This window comes from Pseudomonas syringae group sp. 247E2 (genome assembly GCF_032587795.1).
Taxonomy (GTDB): domain Bacteria; phylum Pseudomonadota; class Gammaproteobacteria; order Pseudomonadales; family Pseudomonadaceae; genus Aquipseudomonas; species Aquipseudomonas amygdali.
This window is the reverse complement of sequence record NZ_JAWHPK010000001.1, coordinates 474,300-499,006: the sequence shown is the minus strand read 5'-3', so window position 1 is coordinate 499,006 and position 24,707 is coordinate 474,300. Positions and strand designations below refer to the sequence as shown.

Genomic DNA, 24,707 nt, shown 5'->3' with positions numbered 1-24,707 from the left:
CAGCAATGGGCTTTCGTTTGTCGAAGATTTACACACGCACCGGTGATGCCGGAGAGACCGGTCTGGGCGACGGTCGACGGGTGTCCAAGGATCATCCGCGCGTCGAGGCCATTGGTGAGGTCGATACGCTCAACAGCCAGCTCGGCCTGTTGCTGGCCGGACTGATTGATGAGGCCAAAAGCGTGCCGGCTCTCAACGAAGTGATCGAGGTGCTCGCGCCTTGCCAGCATCGGCTGTTCGATCTGGGCGGTGAACTGGCGATGCCAACTTACAAAGCGCTGAAAGACGCTGAGGTCGAGCGGCTGGAAGCGGCAATCGATGTGTGGAATGAAGAGCTGGGGCCGTTGGAAAATTTCATCTTGCCAGGCGGCTCATCGCTTATCGCTCAAGCGCACATCTGCCGCAGCCTGGCGCGCAGTGCCGAACGCCGTTGCCAGCATCTGAATGCGGTCGAGCCACTGGAAGGCGCCGGGCTGGCGTACATCAACAGGTTGTCGGATTTGCTGTTCGTCGCTGCTCGATTGATCGCCAGAAGACAGGGCATTGCGGAAATACTCTGGCAGCCCGCGCCCAAGCCGGTTTGATGAGCATCCGAATGGCTGCGCGGCGCAGATTTGTGACGCGGAGCGTTTTCACGTTGAAGCGTAGGGGCATTTGTGGGGAGCGGACCGGGCGACGCTTCGCGGACAAGTCCGCTCCCACGGCCTTCGGCCATAGTCAAAAGCGGACGTGTATAACGATGAGTGCTCTGGGTCAGCTGTGCGACTCAGACGATTTCGTCAGGCCAGAACGCGCGGATCCCGGCCACGCCCTGTGCGCCGCTTTCCCAGGCCTGCTGACGCTCGGAAGGGCCAACGCCGCCCAGCAGAAAAACCGGTTTGTTAAAGCCTGCAATCAGTTGCGCCGCCTGCTGCCAGCCCAGCGGCTGTGCATCGGGATGAGTCAGGGTGGGCTGAACCGGTGACAGGGTGACGAAATCCACGCCCATCTGCTCTGCCAGGGCCAGCTCTTCGGCGTTATGGCACGACGCCGCCAGCCAGCGGTTCTCAGGGAACGGACGTCCACGACTGGCGTACTTGCGCAGTTGCTCCGCCGTCAGGTGCCAACCGGCGGACGGAAAGTCGCCCAGCCACTCCAGAGGCCCTTTGAGCATAAGCTGCGCCTTGCCCGCACACAGCCCGGCCGCATCCACGGCCAGATCGCGATACTTCGGGTCATAGCCACCCGGGGCCCGCAACTGGACCAGCTTGATACCGCCTGCGATGGCTTTCTGCATACCGCGCAACAGCTCGATATTGTCCAGCCCGTCAGGCGTGATCAGATACTCGCCGGGCAAACGTGCCGCAGCGACAATCGGCTGGTTGGCGGCCGGAAAGTCGTAGTCAGGCAGCTCTCGCGGAGCCGCCCAGACCAGTGGCTGCCCTTCTGCACCATGCGGCTCGCCGGTAAATGCCGAGACTTCCCAGACGTCCAGCAGCACCTGCTTGTCCGGATAGTCGTGACAAACCTTGATCAGCGGACGTGCCGCCGTCACCAGGATGCCCAGCTCTTCCTGCAGTTCACGTGCGAGTGCGGCCTGAACGGTCTCACCCTCTTCGACCTTGCCACCGGGAAACTCCCAGAGGCCACCTTGATGCTGAGTGTCGGCACGTCGGGCAATCAATATACTGCCGTCAGCGCCACGAATGACTGCGGCAGCCACATGAACTCGTTTCACGATCAGGACTCCTGCAGGCCTGCCTGCTGCCAGCGCTTGAAGGCGGGCCACTGGTAGATGGTTTCGATATACGCCAGTGCCTCTGCCGGCAACTGGACGTGATAGCCGCGCAGACGAATAGCCACCGGTGCGAAGAACGCATCAGCAATGCTCGGCTTGCCAAACAGAAAAGGACCACTTTCGGCAGCAGCAGCGCGACATTCGGCCCACAGCTCGACTATACGGTCGATATCGTTCTGGGTATCGACGGTGATCACTTCCAGCGCCTTATCCTGACGCAGGTCCATTGGCATGTTCGAGCGCAGATTGACGAAACCGCTGTGCATCTGCGCACACGCCGAACGGGCCTGGGCACGGGCAGCGATATCACGCGGCCACAGCTCGACGTCCGGGAAGCGCTCGACCAGATATTCACAGATCGCCAGCGAATCGATGATCGTGCCGTGCTCACACTGAAGCGCAGGCACCTTGCCGGTCGGCGAATACTTGAGAATATTCTCGCGGGTGTCCGGCAGGTTCAGGCGGATGACTTGATCGGTGAACGCAGCACCGGTCATTTCCAGCACCAGCCAGGGACGCAGCGACCAGGAGGAATAGCGTTTGTCGCCGATAATCAGATGCAGGCTCATGGTTCAGCTCCATTGAGCCCGGCGCGAGAGCAGGATGCCCGCGCGCCGGGCATTGAATCAGGTGCGATATTCCGCGTTGATCTTCACGTATTCGTGAGAAAGGTCGGTGGTCCAGATGGTTTCGCTGCAATCACCGCGACCCAGCTCGATACGAATGGTGATTTCTTCTTCGGCCATTACCGCCGAGCCCTGCTCTTCGGTGTAGGTCGTGGCGCGGCAGCCCTGGCTGGCAATGCATACGCCGCCCAGGAATACGTCGATCTTGCTCACGTCCAGGTCCGGCACGCCAGCGCGGCCGACAGCCGCCAGAATACGCCCCCAGTTCGGATCGGAGGCGAACAGCGCGGTCTTGATCAGCGGCGAGTGGGCCACGGCATAACCGACGTCCAGGCACTCCTGATGATTGCCGCCACCGTTGACTTCTACCGTCACGAACTTGGTCGCACCTTCGCCATCACGCACGATGGCCTGAGCGACATCCATGCACACGTCGAACACGGCTTTCTTCAACGCGTCGAACAGCGGGCCCTTGGCCTCGGTGATCTCGGGCAAATCAGCCTGACCGGTGGCAATCAGCATGCAGCAGTCGTTGGTAGAGGTATCGCCATCGATAGTGATGCGATTAAAGGACTTGTTGGCACCGTCGCGAATCAGGTCCTGCAGTACGCTCTGCGACACTTTGGCGTCGGTGGCGATGTAGCCAAGCATGGTCGCCATGTTCGGGCGAATCATGCCTGCGCCTTTGCTGATGCCGGTCACGGTGATGGTCACGCCATCGTGGGTGAACTGACGGCTCGCGCCTTTGGGCAGGGTGTCGGTGGTCATGATGCCGGTCGCCGCAGCGGCCCAGTTATCCACAGACAGATCATCAAGCGCGGCTTGCAGCGCGCCTTCGATCTTTTCCACAGGCAACGGCTCGCCGATCACGCCCGTTGAGTAAGGCAGCACTGCTGATGCATCGACGCCGGTCAGTTGCGCCAGCTTTTCGCAAGTACGTCGCGCAGCAACCAGACCTGGTTCGCCCGTGCCCGCGTTGGCATTGCCGGTGTTGGTCAGCAAATAACGCACCGTCCCCTGAACACGCTGTTTGGCCAGAATGACCGGCGCGGCGCAGAACGCATTCAAGGTGAATACACCGGCAACGCTGGAGCCTTCGGCACAGCGCATGACCACAACATCCTTGCGCCCCGGGCGTTTGATGCCGGCAGAAGAAATGCCAAGTTCAAAACCGGGAACCGGGTGCAACGCAGGCAAAGGACCAAGACCAACAGCCATCGGGGTGCTCCTCAAGGAGTATGGCGCCGTCCGCATCGGTACGGCGATCAATGAAAAAACGCCGCGACGGGCAAGCCGGTCGCGGCGCAGGTATTACACAGTCAAAGGCTTAGTTGATCTGGCCGTGACAGTGTTTGAATTTCTTGCCCGAACCACACCAGCACAGCTCGTTGCGACCCAGTTTCTGGTCGTTGCGGACCGGCTCGGATGCGACGGCTACAGGCGCTTCGCCCCCCTCTTCATCCGGCAGCGGCTGGTCGATGCCCGGCGCAGGAGCGTGTTCGAACTGCATACGACTGGCCAGTTCTTCGGCTTCCTGACGCAGGCGCGCCTCTTCTTCCTCTGGATCTTCGCGACGAACCTGAACATGCGAAAGTACACGGATGGTGTCGCGCTTGATCGAATCCAGCAGCTCCTGGAACAGCGTGAAGGACTCGCGCTTGTATTCCTGCTTCGGGTTCTTCTGAGCGTAGCCGCGCAGGTGGATACCGTGACGCAGGTGGTCCATGGTCGACAGGTGATCTTTCCACAGGTCGTCCAGCACGCGCAGGAGGATCTGCTTCTCGAAGGAACGCAGGGCTTCGGCGCTGGCCTGGTCTTCCTTCTCGTTGTACGCCACCAACAACTGCGCCATGATTTTTTCGCGCAGGCTGTCTTCGTGCAGGTTGTCGTCTTCGTCCAGCCACTGCTGGACGGGCAGTTTGACGGCAAAGTCGGTGTTCAGCGCGGCTTCCAGACCGGCAACGTTCCACTGCTCCGGCAGGGATTGCGGCGGAATATGCTGACTGATGAGATTGTTGAGCACTTCCTCACGGAAGTCAGCGATGGTCTCACCAATGTTCTCGGCAGCCAGCAGCGTGTTACGCATGTGATAGATCACTTTGCGCTGCTCGTTGGCCACGTCATCGAACTCGAGCAATTGCTTGCGGATGTCGAAGTTGCGACCTTCCACTTTGCGCTGCGCTTTTTCGATGGCGTTGGTCACCATGCGGTGCTCGATAGCCTCACCGGACTGCATGCCCAGCGCCTTCATGAAATTCTTCACGCGGTCCGAGGCGAAGATACGCATCAGGCTGTCTTCGAGCGACAGGTAGAAACGGCTGGAACCGGTGTCACCCTGGCGGCCGGCACGGCCACGCAGCTGGTTGTCGATACGGCGCGATTCGTGGCGCTCGGAGGCAATAACGTGCAAGCCACCCGCTTCGATCACCTGCTGATGGCGTTTCTGCCAGTCAGCCTTGATCTGTGCGATCTGCTCAGGGGTCGGATCTTCCAGATTGGCGACCTCTACTTCCCAGTTACCGCCCAACAGGATGTCTGTACCGCGACCCGCCATGTTGGTAGCAATGGTCAAAGCACCCGGACGACCGGCCTGCGCGATGATTTCTGCTTCTTTTTCGTGGAACTTGGCGTTCAGAACCTTGTGATCAATGCCTTCCTGCTTGAGCAGGTTGGACATGTGTTCGGAGGTTTCGATGGTCGCCGTACCTACCAGCACCGGACGGTTCTCTGCAATGCAGGCCTTGATGTCGGTAACGATGGCTGCGTACTTCTCTTCCGCCGTCAGATAGACGAGGTCGTTGAAGTCTTTACGCGCCAACGGCTTGTTCGGCGGGATGACCATGACGGCCAGGTTGTAGATCTGGTGGAATTCGAACGCTTCGGTGTCAGCCGTACCGGTCATGCCGGACAGTTTGTTGTACAGACGGAAGTAGTTCTGGAACGTGGTCGATGCCAGGGTCTGGCTTTCGGCCTGAATGTTCAGGTTTTCCTTGGCTTCGATGGCCTGATGCAGGCCCTCGGACAAGCGACGGCCCGGCATGGTGCGGCCGGTATGCTCGTCGACCAGCAGAACCTGGCCGTCTGCAACGATGTACTCGACGTTGCGGTTGAACAGTTTGTGCGCACGCAGACCGGCATAAACGTGAGTCAGCAGGCCCAGGTTGTGAGCCGAGTACAGGCTCTCGCCTTCAGCCAGCAAGCCGACTTCGGTGAGCATTTCCTCGATGAACTGGTGACCGGCTTCGTTCAGCTCAACCTGACGGGTTTTCTCGTCAACGGTGAAGTGGCCAGGTTTGGTGACTTCGCCTTCCACTTCCTCGATATGCTGCTCGAGCTTGGGGATCAGGCGGTTGATTTCGGTGTACAGCTTGGAGCTGTCTTCGGCCTGACCGGAGATGATCAGCGGCGTACGCGCTTCGTCGATCAGAATCGAGTCGACTTCGTCGATTACGGCGAAATTGAGTTCGCGCTGGAACTTGTCGTCCATGCTGAACGCCATGTTGTCGCGCAGGTAATCGAAGCCGTATTCGTTATTGGTGCCGTAGGTGATGTCGGCAGCATAAGCAGCGCGTTTTTCTTCCGGCGGCTGGAATGGTGTGACGATGCCTACGGTCAGACCGAGGAATTCGTACAACGGACGCATCCAGTTGGCATCTCGGCGAGCGAGATAGTCGTTCACGGTGACTACGTGAACGCCCTTGCCGGAAAGCGCATTGAGGTACACAGCCAACGTACCGACCAGGGTTTTACCTTCACCGGTACGCATTTCCGCGATCTGACCTTCGTGCAGGGTCATACCGCCGATCAACTGAACGTCGAAGTGGCGCATGCCCATGACGCGCTTGCCCGCTTCACGAGCGACAGCAAAGGCTTCCGGCAGTAATTGATCGAGGGTCTCGCCTTTGGCTATGCGGGCCTTGAACTCTTCGGTCTTGGCGCGCAATTGCTCGTCCGAAAGGGCCACCATTTGCTCTTCGAAGGCATTGACGATCTGTACCGTCTTGAGCATGCGTTTTACTTCACGCTCGTTCTTGCTTCCAAAAAGTTTTTTCAACAAAGGCGCAAACATATCGACAGGATCTTCCACACATAGGAATGGAGGGCGGCCCCGTGAGTCGCCCGTGCAGCCCAGATGGCCGCATGCGAACGAGCATTCTACCCGGAAACGATGGTGAGGAAAGTGGCGTTATTCCACGATGCTGGCACAGCGCTGTTATGGGGCAGGTTTACAATGGGGCCAATTTCAAGCACTTCAACCCATAATCCGGGGAAGTTACTCATTGATTTGCATATGAAAGCACGGAAATGCCCTGAAAAGCAGCCGTTAGAACGCTTTCTGTTAAGATGTTCATCTTGTTACCAGGCACTCCACCATGGCCTTTCGTCCTCTGAACGCCCGCCCGCCCGCGGTTCTGCTGCGTGAAGCCAAGCCTCTGAAGGCTATCTTTCGTCACGCCGAACGCCTTAGCCATTTGCAGCGCCTGCTCGAAAGTCAGCTGCAACCAGCCGCGCGCGAGCATTGTCGTGTGGCCTCGTGGCGCGAAGGCACCTTGTTGCTGATCGTGACGGATGGTCACTGGGCCACGCGCCTGCGCTATCAGCAGAAGCGCCTGCACCGGCAACTGATGGCCTTCGACGAATTCATCAACCTGATGCGCATTGTCTTCAGGGTGCAGCCACCTGAAGCCCCGCGCGGAGCGGCCACGCACACCATCGACCTGTCTTCGATTGCCGCCGAGAACATTCAGGCCACCGCCGAGGGCATCACTGATCCCAAGCTGCGGGCAGCGCTTGAGCGGCTGGCCAGCCATGCCAAGGACAAGAAATAACGTCTGAGTGATTTTCGCCCGATCCTCTGCGCAACTGGCTTTGCCCAATGAAGCGGATAAAAAAAGGCCACCCGAGGGCAGCCTTTAAAGAACAAAAGGAAAGAGAGTAAAGCTTGCCTACACGGCCGCGACAGGGCGCATGTAGGAAATAGGTGCCGTACTGGCATCCTCGAAAGTCACCACTTCCCAAGCGTCTTTCTGCTCGATCAACGTGCGCAGGAGACGATTGTTCAGTGCATGCCCCGATTTGAAGCCACGGAACTCACCGATCAGGCTATTGCCTAGCAGGTAAAGGTCACCGATGGCGTCGAGGATTTTGTGTTTGACGAATTCGTCCTCGTAACGCAGGCCGTCTTCGTTCAGTACGCCGTCCTTGTCGACCACGATGGCGTTTTCCACACTGCCGCCGAGTGCGAGGTTGTGCTTGCGCAGGTACTCGATGTCACTCATGAACCCGAAGGTCCGGGCACGGCTGACTTCCTTCACGAAGGAAGTGCTGGAAAAGTCCACGCTTGCACTCTGGGTGCGATCACGGAAGACGGGGTGATCGAAATCGATCTCGAAACTGACCTTGAACCCTTCGAAAGGCACGAAAGTAGCGCGTTTACCGCCCTCCTCCACTGTGACTTCACGCAGGATGCGGATGAATTTCTTCGGCGCGTCCTGTTCTTCCAGGCCAGCCGATTGAATCAGGAATACGAAAGGGCCTGCGCTGCCGTCCATGATAGGAACTTCGGAGGCAGAGAGCTCGACGTAGGCGTTATCGATGCCAAGGCCAGCCATGGCCGAGAGCAGGTGTTCTACCGTGTCAACTTTGACATCACCATTGACCAGAGTGGTCGACAGAGTGGTGTCGCCGACGTTTTCCGCACGCGCAGGGATCTGCACGACGGGGTCAAGGTCAGCTCGGCAAAACACAATGCCGGTATTCACAGGTGCGGGCTTGAGGGTCAGGTAAACCTTCTCCCCGGAGTGCAGGCCTACACCTGTGGCACGGATAATATTTTTCAGGGTGCGTTGTTTAATCATGGCATGGGCCGCTTCAGCGCAAGTTGCGAACTGGTATCAACAAAGGCTGGCGATGATAGCAGACCATGCCTTTGCTGAACACCAATCACCCTAATACCCCTGATACATTTCATCAATCGGCCTGACGACGCAGGAAAGCCGGGATATCCAGGTAATCCAGATCATCGTTAGGGTTCATCTTCGCCGCTGCCGTAGCGCCTGCGTGTGCCTGATTGCGCATCACGGTAGGACGGTCCAGATCGCGGTAGTTGACCGAAGGTGCTTCCTGGCGCGACGCCTGCTGGGCAGGAGCCTGCTGGGTGGTCTGCAGCGTGTTGTCGATGACCTTGACCGGCTTCTCGATTTTCGCGCCCAGGCCGGTGGCAACCACAGTCACGTGCAACTCGTCACGCATGTCCGGATCGATAACCGTACCGACCTTGACCATCGCGTGCTCGGAAGCGAACGCTTCGATGATGCTACCCACGTCCGAGTACTCACCCAGCGACAGGTCAGGACCGGCAGTGATGTTGACCAGGATGCCGCGAGCGCCCTGCAGGTTGACGTCTTCGAGCAACGGGTTGCGAATGGCCGCTTCGGTGGCTTCACGCGCACGGTTAGGACCGCTGGCGCAGCCAGTACCCATCATCGCCATGCCCATTTCGCTCATCACGGTACGGACGTCGGCGAAGTCGACGTTGATCATGCCCGGACGCTTGATGATGTCGGAGATACCGCGAACGGCACCGGCCAGTACATCGTCAGCCTTGGCGAAAGCCGACAGCAGGCTGGCGTCCTTGCCCAGGATGGTCAGCAGCTTCTCGTTGGGGATGGTGATCAACGAGTCGACGCTTTCGGACAGCATGCGGATGCCTTCATCGGCGATCTGCATACGCTTGCGACCTTCGAACGGGAACGGACGGGTCACGACTGCGACCGTCAGAATGCCCATTTCCTTGGCCACTTCAGCAATGATCGGTGCTGCACCGGTACCGGTACCGCCGCCCATGCCAGTGGTGATGAAAACCATGTTGGTGCCCTGCAGAACTTCTGCAATGCGCTCACGATCTTCCAGTGCGGCCTGACGACCGACTTCAGGGTTGGCGCCAGCGCCAAGGCCTTTGGTCACGCCGGTGCCCAGTTGCAGAATGGTCCGCGCGCCAATGTTTTTCAGCGCTTGAGCATCTGTGTTGGCGCAGATGAATTCCACGCCTTCGATGTTGCTCTTGACCATGTGATTGACAGCGTTTCCGCCACCACCGCCTACACCGATAACTTTGATAACCGGGCTTTGCGGGACGTTGTCTACGAGTTCGAACATTTCTCTCTCCTTCCGCTTTCTAGTTAGTTTTGCCTACTGCCTGCCGATATTGCTTTTGAAGCCCTGAATCTGAAGCTGTGAAACTTTTAAACGTTGAAACTTAGAAATTGCCCTGCACCCAACGCTTGATACGCTCAAGCACCGGTGCCTTGGTTTCGTCGCTGTAACTGCTGTTGCCGACCATCCCGGACAGTGAAATGCCGTCCGACTGTTTTTGCAGCCCGTACATCAACAGGCCTACGCCGGTCGAGTAGATAGGGTTGCGCACGACATCAGCGAGCCCTTTGACGCTGTGCGGCACGCCAAGGCGCACCGGCATGTGGAAGATTTCCTCGGCCAGTTCGACCGCACCTTCCATTTTCGCTGTGCCCCCGGTCAGCACGATGCCAGCCGGGATCAGGTCTTCGTAACCGCTGCGGCGCAGCTCGGCCTGGATCAGGGTGAACAGCTCGTCATAACGAGGCTCTACCACTTCGGCCAGGGCCTGACGCGACAGCTCGCGAGGTGGACGGTCGCCCACACTCGGTACTTTGATGGTTTCACCGGCACCGGCCAGTTTGGCCAGGGCGCATGCGTAGCGAATCTTGATTTCTTCGGCGTACTGGGTCGGGGTACGCAACGCCATGGCGATGTCGTTGGTGACCTGATCGCCCGCAATCGGGATAACCGCCGTGTGACGAATGGCGCCTTCGGTGAAGATCGCGATGTCGGTCGTACCGCCACCGATATCCACCAGGCACACGCCCAGCTCTTTTTCGTCATCGGTTAGTACGGAATACGCCGACGCCAGTTGTTCCAGAATGATGTCATCGACTTCCAGACCGCAGCGACGCACGCACTTCTCGATGTTCTGCGCGGCATTCACTGCGCAGGTCACGACGTGAACTTTGGCTTCCAGACGTACACCGGACATGCCCAAAGGCTCACGCACGCCTTCCTGGTTATCGATCACGTAATCCTGAGGAAGGGTGTGCAGCACGCGCTGGTCGGCAGGAATGGCCACCGCCTGAGCAGCATCGAGCACACGCTCCAGGTCCGCAGAACTGACTTCGCGATCACGAATCGCCACGATGCCGTGCGAATTCAGGCTGCGAATGTGGCTGCCTGCAACGCCAACAAATGCCGAGTGAATACGGCAACCCGCCATCAGCTGCGCTTCTTCGATTGCACGCTGGATCGACTGCACAGTCGACTCGATATTCACTACCACGCCCTTCTTCAGGCCGCGGGAGGGATGGGTACCGATACCCACGATTTCCAGCGAGCCATCGGCCGCGACTTCGCCTACCAGTGCCACCACCTTGGAGGTACCGATATCCAGCCCGACGATCATTTTGCCGCTTTGCACGTTTGCCATGGTCCTGCCTCTTATCAATTCTTCGCGACGGCGGGTTTATCCGTCGTTGCCGCTGCCTGTTCGCGCCAACCGACCGCAAGGCCGTTGGAGTAACGCAAGTCGACGCGCGCGATATTCGTGATTTGTTCTTTCAGCGTTTTGTCGTAAATCGCGATGAAACGGCGCATTTTTTCGACGAGGTGGTCGCGTCCAAGCAACAATTCGATTCCCGGGCCAGCACTACCGGCGCCTGTCGTCAGGAACCAGCTGCCGCGCTCGCGCAGCTCCAGGCGCACGATGGAGAAGCCCAGCGGGCGCAACATCTGACTCAACACCTGGTACTGCTGCATCACCTGCTGCTGGGCCCGCTGCGGGCCGAACAACTGGGGAAGATGTTCGTAATTGGACAGTTCACGCGGCGTGAAAGCCTGCCCCTGGTTATTCAACAGCGCTTCATCACCCCAACGGGCAACCGGCAACTGCTCTTCAAGACGAATCACAACCTGATCCGGCCATACACGACGAACTTCGGCGTGGGCGATCCAGGGCATCTGCTCAAGCTCGGTGCGCATGCCGGTCAGATCGATCTTGAAAAAGCTCGACGCCACATAAGGCGCAATCCGCTGTTGCACAGCCTGCTGGCTGATGTAACTCAAATCGCCCTGCACATTGATGCGGGTAATCGGGCGGTCGGCGTACGGCAGCAGACGTTGCGCTGCCTCATAAGTGCCGAAGCCCAGAACCACCAGCAACACAGGCCAGAGCAGACGCTTCAGAACACTGAAGTTAGCCTTGGGCAGGCGCGCCGACAGAGGCTCCTTGGCCACCATTCGGCTGGCGCCACGCGGCACCGGCTTGTTGCGGCCGGGTGCAGGTGGCTGAGGACGTGCCGACGCGCCGTACATGCCTTACCCTCTCGCCTGAACACTGTCGGCCAGAATCGCCAACACCAGTTGTTGAAAATCCAGACCTGCAGCACGCGCAGCCATTGGCACCAGACTGTGATCGGTCATGCCGGGCACGGTATTCACTTCCAGTAACCAGAACTTGCCTTGTGCGTCCTGCATGACATCCGTGCGCGCCCACCCTGCAATACCGATGGCGTCGCAAGCGCGAGCTGCAAGTTGTTTGAGTTCCTGTTCCTGCGCATCGCCAAGCCCGCAAGGGATCCGGTACTGAGTATCGGACGCCAGGTACTTGGCATCGTAATCATAAAAACTGTGAGGAGTGCCCAGGCCAATGGGAGGCAACACCTGGCCACGCAGAGACGCCACAGTGAACTCAGGTCCCTGAATCCACTGTTCGACTAATACTTGCGAATCGTAGGTACTGGCGGCTTTCCAGGCGGCGATCAATTCATCGACGCTGTTCACCTTTGCCATACCGATACTTGAACCTTCATGGGCCGGTTTGACGATCAAAGGGAAGCCCAGTTCCGTCGCTGCGCAAATACAATCGCTCTCGTTTCCAAGAACAGCATGCAAGGGCGTTGCAAGGCCGAGACTCTGCCAGACCTGCTTGGTGCGCAACTTGTCCATCGCCAGCGCGGAAGCCAGTACACCACTACCGGTATAAGGGATTTCCAGGCATTCCAACAGGCCTTGCATGGTGCCGTCTTCGCCGCCTCGCCCGTGCAGAACAATGAAGGCACGGTCGATCTTTTCACTGACCAGTCGCTGCAGGAAGTCATCGCCCACATCAATGCCGAACGCATCCACGCCAGCATCGAGCAGTGCCTTGAGCACGGCATTACCCGAGTTCAGGGAGACTGCACGCTCGGCACTCTTGCCACCAAAGAGCACGGCGACACGACCGAAGCTTTTCGGCTCGAGTGTCGAGCGCAGGGAAGACAGGGTGACGGCTGTCATTTCAGCTTCCCTTCGGTAGGCGCCGCTTTTGCGCCAGCGAACAGCGGGCTTTTCAGTAGTTGTGGAGCAAGACCGCCGATATCGCCAGCGCCCTGGCACAGCAGAATGTCGCCAGCGCGCAGCAGCGGCTTGACCAGCGGTGCCAGCTCGACGCCGCGCTCGATGTAGATCGGGTCCAGCTGACCGCGCTGACGAATGCTGTGGCACAGATTGCGGCTGTCGGCGCCGGGAATAGGCTCTTCACCCGCCGGGTAGACTTCCATCAGCAGCAACACATTGGCGTCGGCCAGAACCTGTACGAAATCGTCGTACAGGTCACGGGTGCGGCTGAAGCGGTGCGGCTGGTAGACCATCACCAGACGACGATCCGGCCAGCCGCCACGTACGGCGCTGATCACAGCAGCCACTTCACGCGGATGGTGACCGTAGTCATCGACCAGCATCACATTACCGCCTTCGACCGGCAGCTCGCCGTACACCTGGAAGCGACGACCGACGCCCTGGAACCCCGAAAGGCCCTGCACGATCGCCTCATCGCTGACACCTTCGTCGGTAGCGATAGCGATGGTCGCCAGCGAGTTGAGTACGTTGTGATTGCCGGGCATGTTCACCGACACATCCAGCGGCTCGCGGTCGCGGCGCAGTACGGTAAAGAATGTCAGCATGCCGTCCTGACGCACGTTGATCGCACGTATGTCGGCAGACTCGCTGAAGCCGTAGGTCAACGTCGGGCGCTTGACCTGCGGGAGAATTTCACGCACCACCGGATCGTCGATGCACATGACCGCCAGGCCATAGAACGGCAGGTTATGCAGGAACTCGACAAAGGTCTTCTTCAGTTTGTTGAAGTCGCCTTCGTAGGTCGCCATGTGATCGGCGTCGATATTGGTGACCACCGCCACAAGAGGCTGAAGGTGCAGGAAGCTGGCGTCGCTTTCATCGGCTTCGGCGATCAGGTAACGGCTGGTGCCCAGCTGGGCGTTGGTGCCCGCGGCGTTCAAACGGCCGCCAATCACAAAGGTAGGGTCCAGGCCACCAGCAGCGAACACCGAAGCGATCAGGCTGGTGGTGGTGGTCTTGCCATGCGTACCGGCGACAGCGATGCCGTGGCGATAGCGCATCAGTTCGGCGAGCATCTCGGCACGAGGCACGACTGGAATACGGCGTTCCAGCGCGGTAGCGACTTCCGGGTTGGAAGTATTCACAGCGCTGGACACCACCAGTACGTCGGCACCCACAGTGTTCTCGGCACGATGGCCGACAAAAATCTGCGCGCCGAACGATTCCAGACGCTCGGTCACGGCCGAGCCCTTGAGGTCGGAGCCCGAGACTTCGTAGCCCAGGTTCAACAATACTTCGGCAATCCCGCACATACCGACGCCGCCGATACCGACGAAGTGGATGCGACGGATACGGCGCATTTCAGGTTGTGGCATGGCGCGTTGATTCTCAACCATGGGCCACCTCCACGCAGACGTTGACGACGGTGTTGGTTGCATCAGGCTTGGCCAGGCTACGTGCAGTGCGGGCCATGCTGTTCAATTGTTCGGGTTGCATCAAAACCTCTTTCAGGCGTGCTGCCATCTCGGCGGCGCCAGTTGTCGCTTGCGGCATGACGAAGGCTGCGCCTTCGCGAGCCAGATAGTCAGCGTTACGTGACTGATGGTCATCAATCGCGTGGGGCAGCGGTATCAGCAACGACGGCAGACCGGCGGCGGCCAGTTCGCTGATGGTCAATGCGCCTGCGCGGCAGACCACCAGATCGGCCCAGCTATAGGCTTGGGCCATGTTCTGGATGAACGGCGCAACCTGCGCCTCGACGCCCACGTTGCGATAACGCTCGGCGGTGACTGCGTCGTGATTCTTGCCCGACTGATGAAACACTTCGGGCTGGATATCCTGAGGCAACCGGGCCAGCGCCTCGGGCAGCAATTTGTTCAATGGCTCCGCGCCCAGGCTGCCGCCCAGTACCAGCAGACGCGCCTTGCGTCCGGCCAGCGCCTGACGCGGTGTTTCCAGAAACAGCTCGACACGCACCGGATTGCCGGTGGTGCGGCGTTTGGACGAGGCCACAAAGGTGTTCGGGAACGCCTCGCACACGCGGCTGGCGAACGACGCCAGGCTGCGATTGGCTGTACCGGCAACGGCGTTCTGCTCGTGAATGATCAAAGGTACGCCTGCCAGCTTCGCCGCCAGACCGCCAGGGCCGGTGACATAGCCACCAAAGCCAACCACGCAGACCGGTTTCACCTGACGCACAACCTTGCGCGCCTGCATCAGGGCCTTGAGCAACATGAAAGGCGCCTTGAGCAGCGACAGCCGGCCTTTGCCACGCAGCCCGGTGACATTGATAAGGTGCAGCGTCAGCCCGGCCTGCGGGACCAGTTCGTTTTCGATTCCGCGTGGCGTGCCCAGCCAGTGGACCTTATAGCCACGAGCCTGAAACTCGCGTGCACAAGCCAGCGCCGGGAATACATGCCCGCCGGTGCCGCCAGCCATGATCAGCACATTAGCGTCCATGGGGCGTCTCCTCGGCGAAGTCGCTTTCCTTGAACTCGGCTTCTTCACTGCCCATGTTGTTGCGCGATTCCCACTCGATGCGCAGCAGCAGGCCAAGACTCGCGCAGCAGATCACCAACGAGCTGCCGCCGTAGCTGAGGAACGGCAGAGTCAGTCCCTTGGTTGGCAGCAGACCGACGTTCACACCGATATTGATCAGGAACTGGCCGATCCACAGGAACGACAGACCGTAGGCCACATAGGCACCGAAGAACTGCTTGGCACGTTCGGCCCACATGCCTATGTACATGCCGCGAATACTGACAAACAGAAACAGTGCGACGGTGATCAGCGAACCGACGACGCCCAGCTCTTCTGCAAGCACCGAGAACACGAAGTCGGTGTGCGCTTCCGGCAGATAGAACTGCTTCTGCACACTGTTGCCCAGCCCGACGCCGAACCATTCGCCACGACCGAAGGCGATCAGCGCCTGGGTCAATTGATAACCGGAACCGAACTGGTCGGCCCACGGGTCGGTAAAGTTGGTCAGACGCGCCATCCGGTAAGGCTGGGCCTGGACCAGGACAACGACCGACGCCACAGCCAGAACCACCATCAGCGAGAAGCGGAACAGACCGACACCACCGAGAAACAGCATGGCTGCGGCCGAGCCCATCATTACCACGGTCGCACCGAAATCAGGCTCCATCAACAGCAGACCTGCCATCGGCAACAGCACGATGAACGGCTTGAAAAAGCCCATCCAGCTTTCGCGAACTTCCTGCTGCTGACGAATCAGATAGCCCGCAAGGAAGATCACCACAAACACCTTGGCGATTTCCGACGGCTGCACGTTGAACGCGCCGAAACCGATCCAGCGCATCGAACCGTTTACCTCGCGCCCGATTCCCGGCACCAGTACCAGCAGCAACAGGCCGAACGCGCCAAGCAGCATCATCCAGCCCAGGCGTTGCCAGGTGGCGACCGGAATCATCATGGTCACGCCGCAGGCACCTAGGCCTATCAGCAGATAAACCAGGTGGCGGGTCATCATGTACAGCGTGTTGCCCGACTGAACTGCAGCAACTTCCGACGAGGCGGAAGTAATCATTACCAGCCCAAGGCCCAGCAACGCCAGGCAGCCGACCAGCATCGGGAAGTCGAGGTCAATGCCGCGCCCGCTGATCAGTGGCGATGGATAAGGCTTGATCACACCGAAGATCATGACAAGCACTCCACTGCCTGCGCGAACACACGTCCGCGCTCTTCATAATTCTTGAACATGTCCAAACTGGCGCATGCAGGCGAAAGCAGTACCGCATCGCCACGCTGAGCCAGTCGGGCACTTTGCTCGACAGCGGCCTGCACGGTATCGACACGAACCAGCGTAACGGCGTCGCCCAATGCCTGAGCAATCAGCTCGGCGTCGCGGCCCAGTAACACCGCAGCGCGGCAATGCTCAGCGACTGGCGCACGCAATGCGTTGAAGTCAGCGCCTTTGCCATCGCCACCAGCGATCAGCACCAGCTTGCCGTCGATATCCGAACCCAGGCCTTCGATGGCAGCCAGTGCGGCACCAACGTTGGTGGCCTTGGAGTCGTTGTAGTAATGAACGCCGTCATGCTCACGCAGCCACTGGCAGCGATGCTCCAGCCCGGTGAATTCGCGCAGGCTGGCGAGCATCGCATCGAACGGCAGGCCGACCGCATGCCCAAGCGCCAATGCAGCAAGGGCGTTGGCCTGATTGTGAGCACCACGAACTTTCAGCTCACGTACCGGCATCAGGTTTTCGAACTGAAACGCCAGGTATTTTTCGCCGTTTTCTTCACGCAGACCAAAGCCGTGGAAATCAGGCTTGTTGAGACCAAACGTCCAGCAAGGCAGGCCTTCACCGATCAGCGGACGGGACAGCGCATCCTGACGATTGACCACCACTTGCCGCGCGCCACGGAAAATCCGGTGCTTGGCCAGGTGATAAGCCGGCAGGCCGCTGTAGCGGTCCATATGGTCTTCGCTGATGTTCAGCACGGTTGCCACTTCAGCGTTGAGCTGGTCGGTGGTTTCGAGCTGAAAGCTGGACAGCTCCATTACGTACAGTTCGACATCGTCGCTGAGCAGGTCCAGCGCCGGAGTACCAAGGTTGCCCCCAACCGCAACGCGTTTTCCGGCAGCGACGGCCATTTCTCCCACCAGCGTTGTCACCGTGCTTTTCGCATTCGAACCGGTAATGGCAATGACCGGCGCCTTCGCGTAACGCGCGAACAGCTCGATGTCACCGGACAGCTTGACGCCGCGCGCGTGCGCCTGCTGCAAGGCCGGTGTGGCAAGCGCCAGACCGGGGCTGACGTACAACTCGTCGGCACGGCAGAGGAAATCCACGTCCAGCTCGCCACAACGCACTTCCACCTGCGGATAGTCACGACGCAAGGTCGCCAGCTCAGGAGGATTCTCCCGCGTGTCGGCCACGGCAAAGGACACGCCCCGGTTCGCCAGGAAGCGAACCAGGGACATGCCACTTTTGCCAAGCCCCACAACAATGCGGAAGCGGTCGGAAACGATCAGGGACACTCGTTCTACCTCAGTTTCAGTGTGGCAAGGCCAATGAGCACCAGAATCACGGTGATGATCCAGAAACGGACGATCACGCGCGGCTCAGGCCAGCCTTTGAGTTCAAAGTGGTGGTGAATCGGCGCCATGCGGAACACGCGGCGACCGGTGAGTTTGAAAGACGCAACCTGAATGACCACTGAAAGGGTTTCCATCACGAACACGCCGCCCATGATGAACAGAACAATTTCCTGACGCACGATCACAGCCATGGTGCCCAGCGCAGCGCCCAGCGCCAGCGCACCGACGTCACCCATGAACACCTGAGCCGGATAGGTGTTGAACCAGAGAAACCCGAGTCCCGCGCCAATCAGTGCACCAGAGAAGACAATCAGCTCACCTGCCCCCGGTACGTAGGGAATCAGCAGGTATTCAGCAAACTTCACGTTACCCGACAGGTAGCAAAATATGCCCAGCGCACCGCCGACCATCACCGTCGGCATGATCGCCAGACCGTCCAGGCCGTCGGTCAGGTTGACTGCGTTACTGGAGCCGACGATCACAAAATAGGTCAGCACGATGAAACCGATACCCAACGGAATGCGCACATCCTTGAGCATCGGCACGATCAGCGTGGTTTCGGTAGCCGATGGTGCAGTTGTATAAAGGAAGATCGCTGCACAGAGGCCGAATACCGACTGCCAGAAATACTTCCAGCGGCTCGGCAGGCCACGCGAATTCTTTTCGATCACCTTGCGGTAGTCATCGACCCAGCCGATGGCGCCAAACAACAGTGTCACCAGTAACACAACCCAAACGTAACGGTTGCTCAGGTCAGCCCACAACAGCGTACTGATACCGATGGACGAGAGGATCAGCGCGCCGCCCATGGTCGGCGTACCCGATTTGGACAAATGCGACTGCGGACCGTCGTTGCGGACAGACTGGCCGATCTGGCGCATCTGCAAGGTACGAATCATCCAGGGGCCCAGGCACAGCGACAGTGTCAGCGCAGTGAGCACACCAAGGATCCCGCGCAAGGACAGGTACTGAAAGACCGCGAAGCCTTTGTAGAACTGTTGTAAGAACTCGGCCAACAGCAGCAGCATTAATGTTTCTCCAGGCTAGAACCGCACAAGGCAGCCACGACGTTTTCCATCGCAGCGCTACGCGAGCCCTTGATCAGTAAAGTGGTATTAGGGTCCTGCTCGGCGCCCAGCGCCGCGATCAGCTCTGCCTGACTGGCAAAGTGGTACGCATGTTCACCAAAGGCGCTGACGGCATGAGTCATCAACGGGCCGACGGCATACAGCGCCGAGACCTTGCCAGCGGCATAGGCCCCTACGTCGCGATGGCCTTGTTCGGCCCACTCGCCCAGCTCGCCGATATCGCCCAGCACCAGCACGGTACGACCGCTAAAACCGGTAAGGATGTCGACGGCGGCGTTGATCGAGGCAGGGTTGGCGTTGTAGGTGTCATCAATGACGCGCGTGCCGTTGCTGGCGATTTGCACAACCGCACGGCCCTTGACCGGCTGCACGTTGTTCAGGCCCGCGACAATGCCTTCCAGCGTCACGCCCAGTGCGCAGGCTGCAGCCGCGGCCGCCAGGGCGTTGGTCACGTTATGCGCGCCCAACAGATTCAACTGAACCTGGGCGACGCCGAGCGGGCTGTTGATGGTGAAGCCCGGGCAGCCGCGGGCATCATTACTAAGGTCGCTGGCGTGCAGATCCGCCGCAGGGTCAGCCAGTGCGAAGGTCAGAATGTTGCGATTGCCGGCACGCTTGCGCCAGACGGGGAAAGCCTTGTCCTCCAGATTCAGCACCGCGGTGCCGCTGGCATTGAGTCCTTCCAGAATCTCGCCCTTGGCCTCGACAATTTTGTCCGGTCCGCCAAACTCGCCGACGTGGGCGGTTCCAGCGTTGGTAATGATGGCAACGTGTGGCTTGGTCAGGCTCACGGTGAAGGCAATTTCGCCCACCCGCGATGCACCCAGTTCGATGACCGCCGCACTGTGCTCGGGAGCCAGCTCCAGTAACGTCAATGGCACGCCCAGCTCGTTGTTCAGATTGCCACGAGTGGCCAGCACAGTGCCGCGCGTACGCAGGATGCTCGCGAGCATTTCCTTGACCGTGGTCTTGCCGCTGGAACCGGTCATCGCTGCAACCGGCTTGTCGATGAACGCATTGCGGTTCATTGCGCCCAATTGCGCGAGCGCCTTGCGGGTATCGAGCACGACCAGTTGCGGCAGGCTTGCGCCCTGCACTTCGCGCTCGACCAGAGCACCGACCGCACCTTTGGCAGCCACCTGCTCAAGGTACTCATGGCCGTCGAAGCGCGGCCCGGTCAGGGCCACAAACAGCTGGCCCGGCTGGATACCACGGCTGTCGGTGCTCACACCGTCAAAGCTGCAGTCGCCAGCGACCAGACGGGCGTCAAGCGGCACGACCAGTTCGCTGAATGTCATTGACTTAATCATTCGCAGGCCCCCCACGCAGCAAGCGCCTTGGCAGCTTCTTGCAGGTCAGAGAACGGATGGCGCTGACCGTCGATCTCCTGATAATCCTCATGCCCTTTACCGGCCAGGACTACGACATCATCGGCATTGGCGCTGGCAATCAACTGGGCAATGGCCTGGCCGCGACCTTCGATGAAGCGCACCTTGTCAGCAGCAGCGAAGCCAGGGCGGATATCGTCAAAAATACTGGCTGGCGATTCGGAGCGCGGGTTGTCGTCGGTGACCCACACACCGTCGGCCAGGCGTTCGACCACTTCAGCCATCAGCGGACGCTTGCCGCGATCACGATCACCGCCACAGCCGAACAGGCACAACAGGCGACCTTTGGCGTGCGGGCGCAGTGCTTCGAGGACTTTTTCCAGCGCATCCGGAGTATGCGCATAGTCGACAACCACCAGCGGCTTGTCGGCACCGCCCAGACGCTGCATGCGCCCGACCGGGCCTTCGAGTTTCGGCAACACCTTGAGAATTTCGTCCAGCGCGTAATCCAGGCCCAGCAAAGCGCCGACCGCAGACAGCACGTTGCTCAGGTTGAAGCGACCCAGCAGGCTGCTGCGCAGGAAGTGCTCGCCCTGAGGCGTGACCAGCGTAGCGCGCACGCCATCGTCATCGAATTTCGCATCGCGGCAATACAGGTAGGCCGAGCTGTCCAGCTGGCTATAGGTGATCAACCGCGACTCTTGCTTGATACCGGCCAGTTCACGACCGAAAGCATCATCCAGATTGATTACCCGGCATTTCAGGTTGGACCACGCAAACAGCTTGGCCTTGGCGGCAGCGTACGCTTCCATGGTGCCGTGATAATCCAGGTGATCACGGGACAGATTGGTCAGCACCGCCACATCAAACGCCAGCGCCGTCGCCCGCCCTTGATCCAGCCCATGAGACGACACTTCCATTGCCACTGCGCGCGCACCGGCCTTTTTCAGGTCGGTCAGCGTCGCCTGAACGGCTATCGGGTCGGGCGTGGTATGACGGCCGCTTTGCAACGCGCCGTAGAAGCCTGTGCCCAGCGTGCCGACGATGCCGCAGTGCTGACCCAGTGCATCAAGCGCCTGGGCAACCAATTGAGTGACGCTGGTCTTGCCGTTGGTGCCGGTAACGCCTACCAGATTCAGGCTGCGGCTCGGATCGCCGTAGAAGCGGCCGGCAATATCGGACAACTGCGCGGCGAGCCCCTTGACCGGGATCAGCGGCACGTCAGTGATCGGCAGAACGGTCGAGCCTTCTACTTCGTAAGCCACAGCCGCAGCGCCACGCTTGAGCGCGTCGGCAATATGCGCACGGCCATCGACCTTGATACCCGGAACGGCCAGAAACAGATCACCCGGACGGACATTGCGGCTGTCGAGAGTCAACTCGCGAATCAAGGGGTCGCGGTCGGTGTGAGCGAAAATCTTGCTCAGATTAAAGGCCATCAACCACGCCCTCCTTTGGCTGCCGGTGCTGCATTGACTTGTTCCGGTGGGGCAAGGTTGTCAGGCGTGACGTTCATCAGACGCAACGTACCGGACATGACCTTGCTGAATACCGGAGCCGAAACCAGACCACCGTAGTAACCGCCCTTGCTCGGCTCGTCGATGACCACGACGATGGCATAACGCGGGTTACTCATCGGGCCGAAACCGGCGAACAGGGAGCGGTAGGAGTTCTCCGCATAGCCCTTGGTGCCGATGGACGTCTTACGCGCCGTACCGCTCTTGCCGCCGACATGATAGGACGGCACACGGGCGCGATAAACGCCGCGCGGGTCTTCGATAACCTGCTGCAACATGCCCTGCAGCGTCTTGGCGGTTTTCTCGGGAATGGCCTGGGTCGATTCCGGTTCTTTATCTGTTTTCAGAATGGTCAGTGGCACGATGCGGCCGTTATTGGCCAGCGCGCCATAGGCGTGTACCAATTGCAAAGCGGTAACTGACAGACCGTAGCCATAGGACAGCGTGGCGGTCTCGGCCTTGCGCCACTCGCGATAGTTGGGCAGGTTGCCAACGCGCTCGCCAGGGAAGCCGAGGCCGGTGTACTGACCGAAACCAACGCGTTGCATGGCACGGAAGATCGCTTCGCCGCCCACATCGAACGCGACCTTGCTCATGCCAACGTTACTGGAGTTGATCAGGATGCCGGTCAGATCGAGGATCGGGCCCTCGGTCTTGGTCACGTCACGAATCGTGTACTTACCGATCTGCAGTGTGCCTGGATAAACCTCGACCTTATCGGTGGGCTTCCAGCGGCCACTGTCCAGCGCTGCAGTCATGGAGATCGGTTTCATGGTCGAGCCCGGCTCGAACACGTCAATGATTGCCCGGTTGCGCATGGCAGCAGGCACCATGGTGCGGCGATTGTTCGGGTTATAGGTCGGCTGATTGACCATCGCCAGAACTTCACCGGTCTTGACGTCCATGATCACCATGCTGCCTGCCTTGGCCTCGTTTTCCACGATGGCGTTGCGCAGTTCACGGGTTGCCAGGTATTGCAGACGCAGGTCAATAGACAAAGCCAAGGTCTTTCCGGCCTTGGCATTCTTGGTCACCTGAACATCCTTGATCAGTCGGCCGCGCCGGTCCTTGATAACCTGACGCTTGCCGGGCACTCCCGCAAGCCAGTCGTCATAAGCCAACTCGACACCTTCGCGACCGTGGTCATCAAGGTCGGTAAAACCAACCATGTGCGCGGTAACATCCCCTGCCGGGTAGAAACGGCGGAACTCTTCGATGCCGTAAACGCCAGGGACTTTCAGATCCAGTGCTGCCTGGCCCTGCTCCGGCGTCATGCCACGAACAAGGTAGATAAATTCCTTGGTGGATTGCGATTCCAGGCGATCAGTCAACGCTTTCAGATCCTGCCCGGTAGCCGCTGCGAGCATCGGCCACTTGGACTTGTCCTGCTGCATTTCGCGCGGATTGGCCCACAGCGTCGTCACCGGAGTACTCACGGCAAGCGGCTCGCCGTTGCGGTCGGTGATCAGGCCACGGTGAGCCGGAATCGGAATATGCCGCAGGCTGCGGGCATCGCCCTGCTCCTTGAGAAAGGTGTGGTCGATAACCTGCAGGTCAACGATGCGCCAGCAAATGGCGAGCACAAGGGACACCAGCAGCCCCACGACCACGCGAAAACGCCACGGATAAAGCGCGCCTTCAAGTTTCATCATGGCGCCACCATCCGCACTTCGGCAGCGCTTGGAATGCGCATTTTCAGCTGTTCGGTGGCCAGATTCTCGATGCGGCTGTGTGCAGTCCAGGTGCTCTGTTCAAGGATCAGCCGGCCCCACTCTGCCTGCGCCTTGTCGCGCACGCTCATTTCCGAGTACAGCGAGTTGAGCAGTTGACGATTCCAATGTGCGCTATAGGAAACGCCAATCGCTGAAATCAGGACAGCAATGAACAGCAGCAGCATAATGAAGCTGCCGCCGGGCAAAGGTTTCAGAAACAGACGGCTCACCTGAGCTTCTCCGCTACGCGCATGACAGCGCTGCGCGAACGCGGGTTGGCTTTGGTTTCGGTATCCGAGGCGAATTGAGCCTTGCCGTGAATTTTGATTTTCGGTTCGAACGGTTTGAACTGGATCGGAAGATTGCGTGGCATGTTGTCGGCTTCGCCCTTGGCGAGCTTGCGCATGAACAATTTGACGATACGGTCTTCCAGCGAGTGAAAACTGATGACGACGAGGCGACCACCGACTTCAAGGGCATCCAGTGCAGCTTCAAGACCGGCTTCCAGATCACCCAGCTCGTTGTTCACGTGAATACGCAGCCCTTGAAAGGCTCGCGTTGCAGGATTCTTGCCCTTCTCCCAGGCAGGGTTGGCGACCTTGAGCACTTCTGCCAGATCAGCGGTACGCTCGAAAGGCTGGACTTCACGGCGCGCGACGACGGCATTAGCCATGCGCTTGGCAAACCGCTCTTCGCCGTATTCCTTGAATACGCGGGCAATTTCTTCAGCGGGTGCAGTCGCGATGAACTCGGCAGCGCTCACGCCACGGGTTGGGTCCATGCGCATGTCCAGCGGGCCGTCGTTCATGAAGCTGAAGCCGCGCTCGGGGTCATCCAGCTGCGGGGACGAAACGCCCAGATCCAGCAGAATACCGCTGACCTTGCCCGCCAAACCGCGTTCCTGAGCCTCGGATCCCAATTCGGCAAAGCTGCGCTGCACAATGACAAAGCGGCCGTCTTCGGCCGCTAGCGCTTGCCCTGTGGCAATCGCTTGAGGGTCCTTGTCGAACCCAAGAAGCCGACCATCAGGGCCAAGCTGGCTCAATATCAGACGACTATGCCCGCCACGTCCGAACGTGCCGTCCAGATAGCAGCCATCGGCACGCACCGCGAGAGCCTCCACGGCTTCTTCAAGCAGCACGGTGATGTGGGTAAAGCCGCTGTTCATAG

The 24,707-nt window shown here is 59.6% G+C and carries 21 protein-coding genes; 2 read left to right on the top strand and 19 right to left on the bottom strand.

Translation table 11 applies throughout. From position 1 onward, the window contains the following. The first annotated feature begins 5 nt into the window (after positions 1-5). Positions 6-584, top strand: coding sequence for a cob(I)yrinic acid a,c-diamide adenosyltransferase (locus tag RYC18_RS02360; RefSeq protein ID WP_002555034.1), 579 nt, complete (start codon positions 6-8; stop codon positions 582-584). Positions 585-766: 182 nt separating this feature from the next. Here the strand turns inward: RYC18_RS02360 and RYC18_RS02355 are convergent, their stop codons facing one another. The 4 genes from RYC18_RS02355 to secA all read right to left on the bottom strand — a co-directional run bounded on the left by RYC18_RS02355 (position 767) and on the right by secA (position 6,472). After that, positions 767-1,717 (bottom strand): Nudix family hydrolase, encoded by a 951-nt coding sequence (locus RYC18_RS02355; RefSeq protein ID WP_057405153.1) that lies wholly within the window; start codon positions 1,715-1,717, stop codon positions 767-769. Between the two features lie 2 nt (positions 1,718-1,719). Then, entirely contained in the window at positions 1,720-2,346 is a 627-nt protein-coding gene (locus RYC18_RS02350) for a glutathione S-transferase family protein (RefSeq protein ID WP_002555036.1), read from the bottom strand. A gap of 57 nt (positions 2,347-2,403) precedes the next feature. Continuing rightward, entirely contained in the window at positions 2,404-3,621 is a 1,218-nt protein-coding gene (argJ, locus tag RYC18_RS02345; RefSeq protein ID WP_004666177.1) for a bifunctional glutamate N-acetyltransferase/amino-acid acetyltransferase ArgJ, read from the bottom strand. 109 nt (positions 3,622-3,730) lie between these two features. Continuing rightward, on the bottom strand, positions 3,731-6,472 hold the full coding sequence (secA, locus tag RYC18_RS02340; RefSeq protein ID WP_005733433.1) for a preprotein translocase subunit SecA: 2,742 nt from the start codon (positions 6,470-6,472) through the stop codon (positions 3,731-3,733). Positions 6,473-6,776: 304 nt separating this feature from the next. Here secA and RYC18_RS02335 point away from each other — a divergent pair, with 304 nt between their 5' ends. Then, positions 6,777-7,232 (top strand): DUF721 domain-containing protein, encoded by a 456-nt coding sequence (locus RYC18_RS02335; RefSeq protein WP_005745012.1) that lies wholly within the window; start codon positions 6,777-6,779, stop codon positions 7,230-7,232. 117 nt (positions 7,233-7,349) lie between these two features. On the opposite strand, the gene lpxC is transcribed toward RYC18_RS02335, so the two are convergent. The 15 genes from lpxC to rsmH form a co-directional block, all read right to left on the bottom strand. Beyond that, positions 7,350-8,261 carry a UDP-3-O-acyl-N-acetylglucosamine deacetylase gene (lpxC, locus tag RYC18_RS02330; protein WP_002555040.1) on the bottom strand — a complete coding sequence of 304 codons (912 nt, stop codon included), beginning with the start codon at positions 8,259-8,261 and terminating at the stop codon, positions 7,350-7,352. A gap of 112 nt (positions 8,262-8,373) precedes the next feature. Further along, positions 8,374-9,561, bottom strand: a complete 1,188-nt coding sequence (gene ftsZ, locus RYC18_RS02325) for a cell division protein FtsZ (protein ID WP_002555041.1) — start codon at positions 9,559-9,561, stop codon at positions 8,374-8,376. A gap of 100 nt (positions 9,562-9,661) precedes the next feature. After that, the gene (gene ftsA, locus RYC18_RS02320; protein WP_002555042.1) at positions 9,662-10,918 is read right to left on the bottom strand and encodes a cell division protein FtsA; all 1,257 of its coding nucleotides are present in this window, start codon (positions 10,916-10,918) and stop codon (positions 9,662-9,664) included. A 14-nt stretch (positions 10,919-10,932) separates the two neighbouring features. Then, positions 10,933-11,802 (bottom strand): cell division protein FtsQ/DivIB, encoded by an 870-nt coding sequence (locus RYC18_RS02315; RefSeq protein ID WP_004666180.1) that lies wholly within the window; start codon positions 11,800-11,802, stop codon positions 10,933-10,935. Between the two features lie 3 nt (positions 11,803-11,805). After that, a complete protein-coding gene (locus RYC18_RS02310) occupies positions 11,806-12,765 on the bottom strand; it encodes a D-alanine--D-alanine ligase (RefSeq protein WP_004666181.1) in 960 nt (319 codons plus the stop codon). Beyond that, the gene (gene murC / locus RYC18_RS02305) at positions 12,762-14,222 is read right to left on the bottom strand and encodes a UDP-N-acetylmuramate--L-alanine ligase (RefSeq protein ID WP_005745009.1); all 1,461 of its coding nucleotides are present in this window, start codon (positions 14,220-14,222) and stop codon (positions 12,762-12,764) included. Before murC ends, RYC18_RS02310 begins: the two co-directional genes overlap by 4 nt. Beyond that, positions 14,215-15,285, bottom strand: a complete 1,071-nt coding sequence (murG, locus tag RYC18_RS02300; RefSeq protein ID WP_316882638.1) for an undecaprenyldiphospho-muramoylpentapeptide beta-N-acetylglucosaminyltransferase — start codon at positions 15,283-15,285, stop codon at positions 14,215-14,217. The genes murC and murG overlap by 8 nt, the downstream gene beginning before the upstream one ends. Further along, entirely contained in the window at positions 15,275-16,489 is a 1,215-nt protein-coding gene (gene ftsW, locus RYC18_RS02295) for a putative lipid II flippase FtsW (RefSeq protein WP_002555047.1), read from the bottom strand. The genes murG and ftsW overlap by 11 nt, the downstream gene beginning before the upstream one ends. Next, the gene (gene murD / locus RYC18_RS02290) at positions 16,486-17,832 is read right to left on the bottom strand and encodes a UDP-N-acetylmuramoyl-L-alanine--D-glutamate ligase (RefSeq protein ID WP_117140067.1); all 1,347 of its coding nucleotides are present in this window, start codon (positions 17,830-17,832) and stop codon (positions 16,486-16,488) included. The genes ftsW and murD overlap by 4 nt, the downstream gene beginning before the upstream one ends. 5 nt (positions 17,833-17,837) lie before the next feature. Next, positions 17,838-18,920 carry a phospho-N-acetylmuramoyl-pentapeptide-transferase gene (gene mraY / locus RYC18_RS02285; protein ID WP_002555049.1) on the bottom strand — a complete coding sequence of 361 codons (1,083 nt, stop codon included), beginning with the start codon at positions 18,918-18,920 and terminating at the stop codon, positions 17,838-17,840. Then, positions 18,920-20,290, bottom strand: a complete 1,371-nt coding sequence (locus RYC18_RS02280) for a UDP-N-acetylmuramoyl-tripeptide--D-alanyl-D-alanine ligase (protein ID WP_005745005.1) — start codon at positions 20,288-20,290, stop codon at positions 18,920-18,922. The genes mraY and RYC18_RS02280 overlap by 1 nt, the downstream gene beginning before the upstream one ends. Further along, positions 20,287-21,747: a UDP-N-acetylmuramoyl-L-alanyl-D-glutamate--2,6-diaminopimelate ligase gene (locus tag RYC18_RS02275; protein ID WP_005745004.1), complete on the bottom strand. Its 1,461-nt coding sequence runs from the start codon at positions 21,745-21,747 to the stop codon at positions 20,287-20,289. Before RYC18_RS02275 ends, RYC18_RS02280 begins: the two co-directional genes overlap by 4 nt. Beyond that, complete coding sequence (locus tag RYC18_RS02270; RefSeq protein WP_004666184.1) at positions 21,747-23,474, bottom strand: peptidoglycan D,D-transpeptidase FtsI family protein; 1,728 nt, start codon at positions 23,472-23,474, stop codon at positions 21,747-21,749. The genes RYC18_RS02275 and RYC18_RS02270 overlap by 1 nt, the downstream gene beginning before the upstream one ends. After that, on the bottom strand, positions 23,474-23,767 hold the full coding sequence (gene ftsL, locus RYC18_RS02265) for a cell division protein FtsL (RefSeq protein WP_002555053.1): 294 nt from the start codon (positions 23,765-23,767) through the stop codon (positions 23,474-23,476). The genes RYC18_RS02270 and ftsL overlap by 1 nt, the downstream gene beginning before the upstream one ends. Next, positions 23,764-24,705, bottom strand: a complete 942-nt coding sequence (gene rsmH / locus RYC18_RS02260) for a 16S rRNA (cytosine(1402)-N(4))-methyltransferase RsmH (RefSeq protein WP_002555054.1) — start codon at positions 24,703-24,705, stop codon at positions 23,764-23,766. Before rsmH ends, ftsL begins: the two co-directional genes overlap by 4 nt. Positions 24,706-24,707 lie beyond the last annotated feature (2 nt).